Origin of the sequence: Vibrio sp. MarTm2, from assembly GCF_027587055.1 — a bacterium.
In the GTDB taxonomy this organism is placed as follows: domain Bacteria; phylum Pseudomonadota; class Gammaproteobacteria; order Enterobacterales; family Vibrionaceae; genus Vibrio; species Vibrio sinaloensis_D.
The window spans coordinates 179,204-191,825 of record NZ_JAPPTK010000003.1; the positions used below are offsets into that span (position 1 = coordinate 179,204).

General features: G+C 46.6%; 12 protein-coding genes. 2 read left to right on the forward strand and 10 right to left on the reverse strand.

Going from position 1 to position 12,622, the window contains the following annotated elements:
- Positions 1 to 87: 87 nt before the first annotated feature.
- Positions 88 to 585 carry a GNAT family N-acetyltransferase gene (locus tag OH458_RS08370; protein WP_269977968.1) on the reverse strand — a complete coding sequence of 166 codons (498 nt, stop codon included), beginning with the start codon at positions 583 to 585 and terminating at the stop codon, positions 88 to 90.
- A gap of 5 nt (positions 586 to 590) precedes the next feature.
- The gene (locus OH458_RS08375) at positions 591 to 1,358 is read right to left on the reverse strand and encodes a GNAT family N-acetyltransferase (RefSeq protein ID WP_269977969.1); all 768 of its coding nucleotides are present in this window, start codon (positions 1,356 to 1,358) and stop codon (positions 591 to 593) included.
- A gap of 177 nt (positions 1,359 to 1,535) precedes the next feature.
- Between OH458_RS08375 and yegD the strand changes: the two genes are divergently transcribed.
- Positions 1,536 to 2,888: a molecular chaperone gene (yegD, locus tag OH458_RS08380; protein ID WP_269977970.1), complete on the forward strand. Its 1,353-nt coding sequence runs from the start codon at positions 1,536 to 1,538 to the stop codon at positions 2,886 to 2,888.
- 72 nt (positions 2,889 to 2,960) lie between these two features.
- Here the strand turns inward: yegD and yidZ are convergent, their stop codons facing one another.
- The 7 genes from yidZ to OH458_RS08415 form a co-directional block, all read right to left on the reverse strand.
- Positions 2,961 to 3,920, reverse strand: a complete 960-nt coding sequence (gene yidZ, locus OH458_RS08385) for an HTH-type transcriptional regulator YidZ (RefSeq protein ID WP_269977971.1) — start codon at positions 3,918 to 3,920, stop codon at positions 2,961 to 2,963.
- On the reverse strand, positions 3,895 to 5,085 hold the full coding sequence (locus tag OH458_RS08390) for an MFS transporter (protein WP_269977972.1): 1,191 nt from the start codon (positions 5,083 to 5,085) through the stop codon (positions 3,895 to 3,897). Before OH458_RS08390 ends, yidZ begins: the two co-directional genes overlap by 26 nt.
- Before the next feature lie 110 nt (positions 5,086 to 5,195).
- On the reverse strand, positions 5,196 to 5,387 hold the full coding sequence (locus tag OH458_RS08395; RefSeq protein WP_269977973.1) for a hypothetical protein: 192 nt from the start codon (positions 5,385 to 5,387) through the stop codon (positions 5,196 to 5,198).
- A gap of 171 nt (positions 5,388 to 5,558) precedes the next feature.
- Positions 5,559 to 7,112, reverse strand: a complete 1,554-nt coding sequence (locus OH458_RS08400; RefSeq protein WP_269977974.1) for a glutamate synthase-related protein — start codon at positions 7,110 to 7,112, stop codon at positions 5,559 to 5,561.
- Positions 7,113 to 7,309: 197 nt separating this feature from the next.
- The gene (locus OH458_RS08405; protein ID WP_269977975.1) at positions 7,310 to 7,939 is read right to left on the reverse strand and encodes a bifunctional 4-hydroxy-2-oxoglutarate aldolase/2-dehydro-3-deoxy-phosphogluconate aldolase; all 630 of its coding nucleotides are present in this window, start codon (positions 7,937 to 7,939) and stop codon (positions 7,310 to 7,312) included.
- Between the two features lie 10 nt (positions 7,940 to 7,949).
- On the reverse strand, positions 7,950 to 8,906 hold the full coding sequence (locus tag OH458_RS08410; RefSeq protein WP_269977976.1) for a sugar kinase: 957 nt from the start codon (positions 8,904 to 8,906) through the stop codon (positions 7,950 to 7,952).
- A 69-nt stretch (positions 8,907 to 8,975) separates the two neighbouring features.
- Positions 8,976 to 10,382, reverse strand: coding sequence for a PTS transporter subunit EIIC (locus OH458_RS08415; RefSeq protein ID WP_443088506.1), 1,407 nt, complete (start codon positions 10,380 to 10,382; stop codon positions 8,976 to 8,978).
- 285 nt (positions 10,383 to 10,667) lie between these two features.
- Between OH458_RS08415 and OH458_RS08420 the strand changes: the two genes are divergently transcribed.
- Positions 10,668 to 11,867 carry an enolase C-terminal domain-like protein gene (locus tag OH458_RS08420; protein WP_269977978.1) on the forward strand — a complete coding sequence of 400 codons (1,200 nt, stop codon included), beginning with the start codon at positions 10,668 to 10,670 and terminating at the stop codon, positions 11,865 to 11,867.
- A gap of 36 nt (positions 11,868 to 11,903) precedes the next feature.
- On the opposite strand, the gene OH458_RS08425 is transcribed toward OH458_RS08420, so the two are convergent.
- Complete coding sequence (locus OH458_RS08425; RefSeq protein ID WP_269978267.1) at positions 11,904 to 12,620, reverse strand: GntR family transcriptional regulator; 717 nt, start codon at positions 12,618 to 12,620, stop codon at positions 11,904 to 11,906.
- Positions 12,621 to 12,622: the final 2 nt, after the last annotated feature.

A 12,622-nucleotide genomic window follows, 5' to 3' on the forward strand; every position in this document is an offset into this window, starting at 1 on the left:
ACTGGTTACTATGTGTACTACCCTAACATCTAAAATGGCACGTATCTGAGACCAAGATCGCCTCTTTCACCATCAATGCATACTGTCTCAGTTTCGATAAAACGCATAACGACGCACGTGTCCTTCACTGCCACCATCAAACTCACCCAAGAACTCTCCACCACAAGATTCAATCACGCGGCGAGAAGCAAGATTCGCCACGTTACAGGTCACGATGGCTCGGCTTTCAATTGCATTTTTTACCACCCAAGCGAGCAGAAATTTTGCTACCCCTTTCCCACGTTCGGATGGCCGTGTTTCATAGCCGATATGGCCAATAACATTTTCGACCCAGTCATTCGTACCGGCGCGTACACGAATGGCTCCCAATACTCGACCATGTTCAACACAATAATAAGTGGTGCTAGGGAGCCAACCCTCTGGAAGTTCGGCGCAATCTGCACTTTTTCGCGCGACAAGACTGGCTAAATACCCTTTTGGATCAGCGATTGCCCGTTGGTACATCTCAATGCCGGAATCACAACATTCGATCGCATAATCAAGGAGCGCCGCTTCCAGTTCGACATTGGCTTCAATCACTTCCATACCCACTACCCCACATTAAACTCGTAGCCAGTTGTGCTCGTCACAAATTGGAACCCATATTTTTCGACAATCGGTTTACTCATATCTGACGCATCAATGGTGAGGTATTGTTTGCCACGTGATTTGGCCTCAGCAATGCGTTTGTTGAGCAAAAGCGAGTAAAACCCTTTGCCACGTTCAGATTCAATGGTGCTCCCACCCCAGATTCCCGCGAATGGGCTTTCTCCATTAAAGGTTAGCCATGCAGAAGTGACAGGTTGACCTTGGTGGTAGACTACATAAATGGAAATCGCGTCGGGCGTTTGTTGCTTCAAGCTGAGTAGATGTTGGAACTGCCAATCGAAATTGCCACCCCAGACTTGCTCTTGGACACGAATCGCATCGCGTATGCCTTGCTCATCGTGCACTTCGGTCAGCAGCGATTCATCAACGGGTTTTACGGTGATGGTGCTCAGATCAAGCACCATAAACGATTCTTGCTCGGCTTTTTCGAAACCACTATTAAGCAGTCTTTGTGCAATATCATCGGGCTTATCAGTCTGGTAGGTTTTCCACTCAAAGCATTTTCCTTGCCGCTGAAAAAACGCTTTTTCACGCTCGATCACCGCTTGCGCGTTCTCTGCCGTCAAACAAAAATAAGCGATGTAGCTGCCATATCGCTCGGGAGAGACAAAACGGACCAGCTCCGGTGTATCTATCTTCTCTCCACCTAGGGCATTAAATTGCTGCCTTTCGTACTGGTTGTATGCCAGCATGACGTTTTCGGTATCCATACCACCTCTTGTGAAACTATGGTTATTAGTTCAATACAATCAATAAATTAGAAATTCACATATTCACTTAGACTACTATAAGTTGTTCGCAATAGACATGCTTAACAAATCACCAGTGGCATTCATTTTCGCATTAAGGTAGCATTGCCGACCTTTTTTCATTGGTAGGAGGTTCGAATGTTTATTGGCTTTGACTACGGGACAGCAAATTGCTCAGTTGCAAAAATGGAGCAAGGGGAGCCAAAGCTGCTCAAACTAGAAGGCGACAGCGTTTACATTCCTTCTACCCTATCCGCGCCGAGCCGCGAAGCCGTGGCTGAGTATCTGTTTAAGCACCGTGAAATTAAACCCATCGACAAAGTGGGCGAGCAGGTACTTCGACGCGCGATCAACATCAATCGCGAAGAAGGCATCGAGTTTATTGCCGAAGAGGTCGCGTTTGGCCAAGCTGCATTGGATCATTACCTACAAGATCCCAGCGAAAGCTATTACGTTAAGTCGCCAAAGTCGTTCTTAGGGGCTTCTGGACTGCGCGATGTTCAGGTCAGCTTCTTTGAGGATCTCGTTTGCGCCATGATGGATAACATCAAACGCAACGCCGAAGCGGATGCGCAGCAAACCATCACCGAAACCGTGATAGGGCGACCTGTAAACTTCCATGGCCGCGACAGCGAAGCCGCAAACCGACAAGCCGAAAGCATCCTGCTTAAGGCAGCTACACGCGCAGGCTTCAAACATGTCGAGTTTCAATTTGAGCCTGTCGCGGCTGGCCTTGAGTACGAAGCCTCGTTAAACGACAACAAAACTGTACTGGTGGTGGATATTGGCGGCGGTACCACAGACTGCTCACTGATCGAAATGGGACCAAGCTGGCGTGGTAAAGCAGACAGAACGCAAAGCTTGTTAGCGCACAGTGGCCAGCGTGTTGGGGGCAACGATCTCGATATCGCCCTCGCCTTTAAACAACTGATGACGCCATTTGGTCTTGGCAGTAAAACCACCGCAAACATCGTTATGCCAACCATCCAGTTTTGGAATCCGATTGCGATTAACAGTGTCGATGCCCAAGCGGATTTTTACTCTCGTTCAAACTTAGCGACGTTAAAGCAGCTGAAGAAAGAAGCACAAGAGCCAGAAAAACTCGCCCGTCTACTGGAAGTATTCCATGAGACACTTGGCTACCGCCTTGTGCGCCAAGCGGAAGAAGCCAAAATTGCGCTTTCCGATCACGCCCACTATCACGGTGTGATTCAACTGCTGTCTGAGCAGCTCGAGGTGGATATTCGCTTTGAGGACATGATCGAAGCGATCGAGACGCCAAAACAGAAAATGGCAGAGTTGGTCAAAGAGGCGGTAGAGCAAGGCGGCGTGAAACCCGATGCGATCTTCATGACTGGCGGTTCAGCACGCTCCCCCATCTTACGCGGTGCGGTGCAAGAAACCCTGCCGAGCATTGATGTCGTTAGCGGCAACTACTTTGGCTCCGTCACGGCTGGATTAGCCCGCTGGGCAGACGTGTGTTTTAAATAGTCGACAAACCAGATTGATTCGCCCCAGCATAGTACTGGGACGATTTACATTGTAAACCCGAATATTAGGCGCCTACTGAGGCTTACCATATAAGCTTTTGAGCGTTTCCCTTAGCCATTTTATCTTAGGATTCTGATTGTTCCGTTTGTGCCAAATCATGGTGAAGGGAATCTTGAGTTTCTCTTGTTGGTCATCATCAACCGGAATCGGCAACGCTACCAAGCGAGGATGCAACTGCTCACAATAACGTTGACAGTATCTCGGCGCCGTCGTGAACATCTCATGCCCTGGTTTTTCAGCAACAAACAAGGCTTGTTCGAAACTGGCCATCGTCAAATTCACGTTGCGTGTCCGGCCTTGTTCAATCAATATTTCATCCAACGCCCAGCTTTCACTTTTTTCCCAAACCACGTTGATGTGCGGATAGCTAAGAAATGTCTCTAAGTTCCATTCCTGCTTCAGCACAGGGTGATCATCGCGTACGTAAACCAAGGGTAAATCGGTAAACAGTACGTCGAAGTTAATAAAATAGGGCAGAAGTTCTAACGACTCTTTTGACCTCGGATGACTCTCTCGACCTGTAAAGCCAATGTCGACATCGCCGCGAACAATAGCGTCAATCGAATCGTAATCCCAATTATGAAACTTTACTTTGGAGTCCGGGTACGTCCTGTGAATTCGAGAAGTCAGCTCATCCACCATGATCAATGACAACGGCGATTCGACGCCCAAGTTAAAACGTACACCGCTGGGAGCTTCGTCCCCACGACGAGAGACAATTTGGCTACCAATTTGCAGCCAATCGGACAAGCTCTCCTCCATACTGCTGGCCAAGGTAGTAGGCTTTAAACCTTGAGGCGTATTAACAAACAATGGATCATCAAACCAATCTCTGAGCTTGGCTAGAGACTTACTCACAGTAGATGGCGTAACGTTGAGGATCTTCGCCGCTTTGGTGACACTCTGCTCTTGAAGTATCAGCTGCAAAGTGAGAAGCAAGTTAAGATCAAGACGGGCAAGAGATTTCTTCATGGCATTCACTAATGTGCTGATTTGGAACTAATACTATTAGAGAGAGCCCGATAACGCTACCCATCGCTAACGCAATAAACAGCATCATCACCGCAGAAAAACCGAGTAGTGCCATCAACCAGATATAGAACGCCGAGCATGACACTTGAGCAATCCCCAGCATTGAGCTTGCAAGCCCTGCTTTACGTGAGAACAAACTTAATGCCTGACTCATTGCGACACCAAACCCCATTGAAAAGCCCATACTGACCAGAACAAAACCAACCATATAGAGAGTCGAACTATCGCCATTCAAGTGAGCCGCGAGAATAGCGATAGCCGACATTAGCGTAATGATCTGCGAAGCCATCATCAGAGTATTTTGTTTAAAGTAGCGCAATAAAATTGGTGCCGAGAACGAGGTCGACATACCCACCATGGCAAGTAGAGCCATCGCAGTAGAATATTCACCACGGGTGTAGTTCAGTGTCTCCATCACAATCATGGGTGACGTGTTCACATAAGAAAGAATCGCGGTGACACCCAGTGAGGTAAACAACACTCGTGAAATAAAGAAACGATTGAACAGTGATTCTTGGGCATGCGCTTGATGAGTGTCCTGATCAACGCTTTGAGTCGGTAAGGTTTCTTTCAAAATAAAAGTAGCAATAAAGCCTACCGCCAGTCCCATTGCGGCCATTGCAGTGAACAGCACTGGCCAAGGGAACTTAAGCATGATCAGATGACCAATCACCGGCGCCAACACAGGGATCATGCAGGTAATGCCGTTCAGCATCGACAGCACTTTAGCTCGCTTTTGGTCATCTAAAGTGTCACGTAAAATGGCAAAGGCCACTACGTAACAACATGACGCCCCGACTCCTTGGAAAAATCGCATCACTAAGAAGCTGTCACTCGTTTCGGCCGATCCAGCAAGCATCGACGCAATAGAAAAGATAACCGCACCAGCAATGGCAACGGGCTTTCGACCCAAACGATCAGCGACTCGGCCAACGAACACCATGGTAGTCGCCATGCCCGCTAGATAAATTGAAAATGCGATATGAAGTTGCGATTCACTGGCCGCTAAATCTTTGGCGATCTGAGGCAACGCGACCAAATAAAGATCTATCGCTGTTGGGTAGAGCAGCACAAAGGCAAAGCTGCATAAAAGAAACCGTGACATGTTGTCCTCGCACACTGTTATCGTTTGCGAAGATAATATGTCAACGACCTAGATTTGACCTGTTGCCATTATGACAACAGGTATTTCCAATTACGACATCGGTAAAGCGGCTACTTCATGCTGCCTTGTTCAGCTTGAAGATCTTGATTGTTGTGGTGGAGATGAGCTTGGTTTCTTTCGATAAGATCCATGGCTAACAGAGGGTTCAGCGCACGTACCTCACCTTTTGTGTAAGGAACCGGTATATCCCAAGGGTTATTCTGGTACATACCTTCTTCATCAAACTGGACAAAAAAATTCATGCTTACCTCCACCAAAAACGTACCAAGCACCCGTTAATTCTAGTCGGCAATTTACAGTTTTATTAGTAACACCAGCCCCAGATAGGCGGAGTTTTCACTATATCCTTTTTGGCTCAATAGCTTACCGATGCCCAATTCAGCAATAAAAACTCCAACCCAACTCTGATTCTTTTAAGGCTGAGTTACATCTGACAACCCTGCATAGCGAATCCCTGACAAGTGCGCCATTTCACGGTTCCAAGTAGCAAGGTCATGCGGGTTAAACAGACTCAAATCGTTGTGGCCACATGCTCTTGCCATCACGGTCATTAACTCGGTGGACGCTTCAAAGAAGTTCTTTAGTTGCGTCGAAGCTTTATCAACGTTAAGTCGCTGTCTTAAGTCCGCTTTTTGCGTCGCAATCCCTGCTGGACAATTATTGGTGTTACACATTCTTGCCGCCACGCAACCAATCGACTGCATCGCACTATTGGAAATCGCCACACCATCAGCACCCAACGCCATCGCTTTGACAAAATCCATTGGAACTCGAAGTCCGCCAGTGATGATGAGTGTGACTCGGCCGGTTGCACCTACCTTATCCAAATACGCTCTTGCTCTGGCGAGTGCCGGAATGGTCGGCACGCTGATGTGGTCACGAAACATTTCTGGCGCAGCGCCCGTACCGCCGCCTCGACCATCAAGAATGATGTAATCGGCACTGGCATCCAGCGCAAACTGAATATCTTCTTCAATATGGTTGGCACTGAGCTTAAAACCAATCGGAATGCCGCCTGTGACTTCTCGTACCCGATTGGCGAAATTCTTGAAATCTTCAACGGAATGTAAATCTTTAAATGTCGGCGGAGAGATAGCCGATGTGCCCGCTTTAATGCCTCGCACCTCGGCAATCTTACCAATATTTTTAGCACCCGGCAGGTGGCCACCAGTACCGGTTTTGGCGCCCTGACCACCTTTAAAATGGAACGCCTGAACGTTTTTAAGTTTGGACTCATCAAAGCCAAACCCAGCACTGGCAAGCTCATAGAAATAGCGTGAGTTTGCCGCTTGTTCTTCTGGCAACATGCCCCCTTCGCCAGAACAAATACCCGTTCCAGCCAGTTCCGCTCCTTTGGCTAAAGAGACTTTCGCTTCTTCAGACAGCGCCCCAAAACTCATGTCAGAGACAAACAATGGGATAGTGAGTTTAAGAGGCTTTTTCGCTTGTGGCCCAATAATCAGTTCAGTTGAAACGGGCACGTCTTCCATCAGTGGCTTGGTCGCCATTTGCGCCACCATCACTTGAATATCATCCCAGTGCGGCAGCAAATGCCTTGGTACGCCCATAGACGTCATCGGCCCGTGATGGCCCATTTTAGATAAGCCTTCTCGGGCCAACTGATGGATAAACTCCACCGTTGGTTCTTCTTTGGTTGCATTCGCAGCCGGAGCAACATCAATGGTTTGGATTTGAACCCCTGGCCCCTCTTTGCCAACATCGGTGTCAGTAAACTGTTTATGGGCACCATCACAAAATGGTGGATTCTGAGTGTGTTTACAGCGACATAGATAGGCATCGCCACTTTCTTCTGCGATGAAGGCTTTGGGTTTAAAACCTGTCCCCGCATGAGAGCCATCACAGTAAGGTTGATTGCTAGAACGGCCACAAGTACAGAAGTAATTTTCTTCTCCGGCAGTGAGTTCGACTTTGATTGGTTTGTTTGCTACTACGACAGGTTTGCTCATCACGTTATCCATTATTATTGGGCTTGTTGTTATGGGATAAAGTAAAGGCACAAAAGTTGGGGATTTCAATTTTGCCAACTCGCGGTCCGTCAATATTGGTTACGAGTTGGACTCTCAAATGAACGGATTTCTAAAACAAAAACGCCTCCATCTGATTCAGAATGGAGGCGCTTGAAGGAGCAGTGGAGGTAACTTAATTACTCAGAAACGAGGGCAACCGCTTCGCGAGTGAGCTTAGCCAGCTCATCCCATTGGCCATCTTCAATCAGCTTCTTATCAACCATCCATGTGCCACCGCACGCCAGCACTCGTGGTACCGCTAAGTAGTCTTTGATGTTGGCAGGATTGATTCCGCCCGTTGGCATTAAGCTCACTTCGGTGTATGGCGCCAGCAGTGCCTTAACCATGTTTACGCCACCTGAGGCTTCCGCAGGGAAGAACTTGAGCGTGGTTAGGCCCATTTCTAATGCCGCTTCAATGGTGCTTGGGTTGTTTACGCCCGGCACGATATCAATACCAATCTCTTGGCACGCTTTAACCGTATTTGGGTTAAAGCCCGGTGACACAATAAAAGTTGCGCCCGCTTCTTTCGCTGCGATCGCCTGCTCTTTATTTAGCACCGTACCTGCGCCGATCAGCATGTCAGGTTGCGCTTCACGTAGCAGACGAATCGCTTCTACTGCCGCTTCTGAGCGAAAGGTAATTTCTGCTGCTGGCAGGCCGTTTTCCGCCAACACTTTACCCAGTGGAATAATGTCTTGTGCATTATCAATCGCAATAACAGGGATAACTTTCAGCGCTTGTAGCTGCTCGTTTAAGTTAGGCATTGTTTTGTTCCTATTTGAATTTATTCTTTGCAGCGTCTGTATGCGCCTTTGAGATGATGGCGCCCTTATGCTGAATCACTTCACCAGCCAGCACATTACCATTATGGCAAGCTTGTTTAATATCGCCGGTTTCAAGGTAAGTAGCTAAAAAGCCGCCATTAAATGAATCGCCAGCAGACGTTGTATCGACCACATGATCAACTACCGTTGTTGATACATTATAGGGCTCATTAACGCCCGATTCCGAGACTAAACACCCGTTAGCACCAAGTTTGACGATGACCGTCTTTGCCCCAAGAGCAGTAAGCCGTTCGCATGTTTGCCAAGGGGTTTCATCTCCCCAAATGGCTTGTTCATCATCAAATGTCACTAACGCTAAGTCAGTAGTTTGATACATAAGGCGATAGGCAGACTGGATGGTTTGATGGTTGTCATCAGGCCAAAGTGCCGGTCGATAGTTGCTATCGAAAGCGATTTCAACGCCCGACGCTCTTAACTCTGCCAATAACGCTAGCATCTGTTCTCTGTCTTGCTCAGGTAAGATCGCTAAGCTGATGCCGCTGACAAACACCATGTCTGCGCTTTTCAAAGCAGATGTCACCTGTGCAAATTCAGGGTGCTGAACAAGATACTTAGCCGCAGACTCGCTTCGCCAATACAGAAAGGTCCTTTCACCTTGCTCGTCAAGCTGAATCAAATACAACCCAGGTGAGCGCTTGGTATCGGTCAGAACCAAGCTGGTATCAATACCCTCTTTCTTCCAGCGTGCCGTCATTTCTTGGCTAAGAGGCTCTCTGCCCATGGCCGTGACATACTTCACCGACAACTCAGGGGCTGATTTTCGCTGACTTCGGCATAGATAAATAGCGGCGTTTAAGGTGTCTCCACCGAACGTCTGCTGCATCTCCCCAAACGGTTTTCCGTTCAGTTCAATCATGCATTCCCCAATGATGGCAATTGTCTTCATCGCACTGTTTCTTTAAGCAAGTCAGGCCTGCCAACCTAAGCTGAGCAGACCTGATGTTTTATTGAAGGATTATTTGTTGTCTAAGCGAACAAACATCATGGTCAGGACGAATGACAGAGTAAACACGCCAATCACGCCCATTACCGCTTGAACAAAGTTCTGTGTACCGCTCGCTAAGTACGCTGGCAGACTGAATACTGACGATAAAATGTAGCTTGTTAGGTGCGTATCGATAGTGACTGAGATAGCGCCCATAATCCCGGTTGCTAAGCTCGCCATGAACAATGCTTTGGTGTATTTAGTCAGCGTACCGAACAATGCTGGCTCAGTAATACCTAAAATCGCTGTCACGCCTGAACCTACTGTCATAGACGACTGCTCTTTAGACACACTGTTACGCTGCTTGTACCAAATCGCCATCGTCGCACCTGCAATTGCTAGGTTACCCAGACACATGATTGGCATTAGCAGGTCTTTTCCGTAAAGCGCAAAGTTGTTGAGGCTGATTGGCGTCATACTGTGGTGAATACCAAACACAATCGTAATTGGGCGAGTTAAGCCGAACACAAAACCTGTCAACGTAGGTGAGATTTCAAGTAGTGAGCTAACCACCCAGCCAGCACCATTACTCACCCACATGCCAGCAGGCGCAACCAGTGAAAGCACAACAGTTGATGTAACAGTAAACGCTAACAGTGGCGTAAAGACAGGTTTAGCAGAACTTGGAACCAGCTTATCCACCATCGGAGTGATCTTAGATAGCACCCAGACCGCAAGGATCGCTGGTACAATCGCACCGCCGTAGTTCATTAGCTCAACCGGCACCACTCCAAACACGTTCAGCTCGGCTTTGCTGCCTGCATCAGACAGTAAGGCGGCTTTTTCTACTAGCTTTGGAGACATCATTGCCGCAGCCACCGCCAGTGCAATGTACTCATTCACTTTGAACACTTTGGCTGCTGAGAACGAAACCAGCATAGGCAAAAAGAAGAACACAGCCACAGAGATAGAGCGGTAGAAGAACACGGTATCGGAAGATTCTGAAATCACGTTGGTTGCAATAAGCCCTGATAATAGGCCCATCAACATACCGGCACCGGCAATGGCTGGAACGACTGGACCAAAGATGCCCGCGACGACGCGCATTGCGTTTTGGAACAGTTTACCTTTCTCTTGTTCAATCTCTGCGTCTTCTGGCGCTGCACTTGCACTGGATAGCGCTAGGTACCATTTCTCGACTTCAACGCCGATGATCACCTGAGTTTGACCTTGTGCGAGAACCACACCTTTCACGCCTTGAATGGCTTCGAGTTTTTCTTTATTCGCTTTTGACTCATCGACCAACTTAAAACGCAGTCGAGTCATACAGTGAGTAATGTTTGCGATGTTTTCGTTACCGCCAAGGGCAGCAACCAATTCTTGTAATTTCATGCTAAAGCTGTCTGCTTTCCCTGGCGCATTATCGCCAATAGTCATGTTAGTTTCTGTCAATTGCATCATACATTCCTATGTGCTTGTCTGCTCATTTACTGCGGTAATCTTAGCGATTGAGCGTTTTTATCCAATCGACAAAACAGTGATAAAACTCACATTAAAACAGCTAAAAAATTAATTTTGGCCGTTTTTTAGCAACTGGTTCGTTTTTTTCTCCTAATTCGAAACAGGAACGAACCAGTTAATTTTCAGTATAATTTACCGCTTGAAATCTGCATTTTTTCACGCTTATATAAAATAAATCCTGTTGACCGAGCTAGTTTTAAAGTGAATAAAAATATCATTTCAAATATAGAGTGTGTGATTACCAAACCTGACCGACACAACCTGATCACCGTTATTGTAGAAACGGAGTCAGGGATGAAAGGATTTGGTTGTGCGACGTTCCAGCAACGACCATTGGCGGTAAAAACCATGGTTGATGAATATCTCAAACCGTTATTAATTGGCAAAGACGCCAATAATATTGAAGACCTATGGCAAATGATGATGGTTAACGCTTATTGGCGTAATGGACCGGTGATCAATAATGCTATTTCAGGTGTTGATATGGCGTTGTGGGATATTAAAGCGAAATTAGCCAACATGCCGCTGCATCAATTATTTGGTGGTAAAGCTCGTGATGCGATTCAGGTCTATACCCATGCAACAAGCGATACAATGGAAGGGCTGTATGAGCAGGTCGAAAAATACCTAGCACAAGGCTACAAACATATTCGCTGTCAGTTAGGTTTTTATGGTGGTGTACCAGAGAATATCCACACGGCAAATAACCCAAACGAAGGGTCTTACTACGACCAAGACCAATATATGGAAAACACGGTTGAGATGTTCAAATGCTTGCGTGAAAAGTATGGCAATCAATTCCACATTCTTCACGATGTCCACGAACGCCTGTTCCCAAATCAAGCGATTCAATTTGCCAAACGAGTAGAACAATACACGCCATATTTTATTGAAGATATTTTGCCGCCAAACCAAACTGAGTGGTTGGATAATCTTCGCAGTCAAACCAGTATATCGCTAGCATTAGGGGAGCTATTTAACAACCCTGAAGAGTGGAAACAGCTGATCATTAATCGCCGTATCGACTTCATTCGATGCCACGTCTCTCAGATAGGCGGTATTACTCCGGCGTTGAAACTTGGGCACCTATGCCAGAGCTTTGGCGTTCGCATTGCGTGGCACTGCCCGCCAGATATGACGCCGATTGGCGCAGCAGTGAATACTCACTTAAACGTGCATTTACATAACGCTGCGATTCAAGAGCACGTTAAATATAATGCTAATACCCAAGCGGTATTCCCTAATGCTGCCGAGCCTATCAATGGTTATTTATATGCGTCAGAGCTGCCGGGAATCGGGGTTGAAATGAACCAAGAGGCTGCACAAGATTTCCCTGTTACTTACCGCCCACATGAGTGGACTCAGAGCCGACTGCCTGATGGCACTATTCATACGCCATAACGCTCGGCCCACTCAATCTAAATAGAAAAACGACCGCTAATCGCGGTCGTTTTGATCTCGGTAATTTAAACTCTCAGGATTAAACTTGGTGTGGTAGGTACACTGGTAGTTGATATCAATAATGTCACTGACGACAAACACTTCACCAGAAGTGAGAAAGCCACGATTGGTGATGTTCATTGCTGAACTCGAACGCTTACATCCCAACAAGTCGGCGTCATCCTTGGAAACACTGATCGCTTGGTAAGTGGTGAGGTAGCTATCGATTTCCAACCCTAATGAAAGTGCATGCTTCTGAAGAGAGCTTTCGATAATAGTATCATTCACCACTGGGAATAATTTAACCGGTAATCTCGCCTCTTCTATCTGGGTTACTTTGCCTTGAATTAACCTTAAGCGTTTTACATTCCAAATATAGTCATCTTCTTCAATCGAGAATACTTGCATTTCATGTGTGGTCGGTAATCTCTTATTCAATTTTATTTTCTTATAAGAAATCTCACCAAATTTATTCTCAGTTACTGAGTTATATATTAATGGCGAATCGACACTCGACGTATTTACATAATATCCCGAGCCTGCTTTATATTTAACCATACCAATTGCTTCAAGTTTAGACATGGCCTTTCTCACTGAGAAACGGGAAATATCGTACTTTTCAGCTAATTCTCTTTCTGAGGGTAATTTTACATCAATAATATTTTGGCAAATCTTACTGATTATATCTTGAACAAGTTCTTGGTACTTTTTCATGG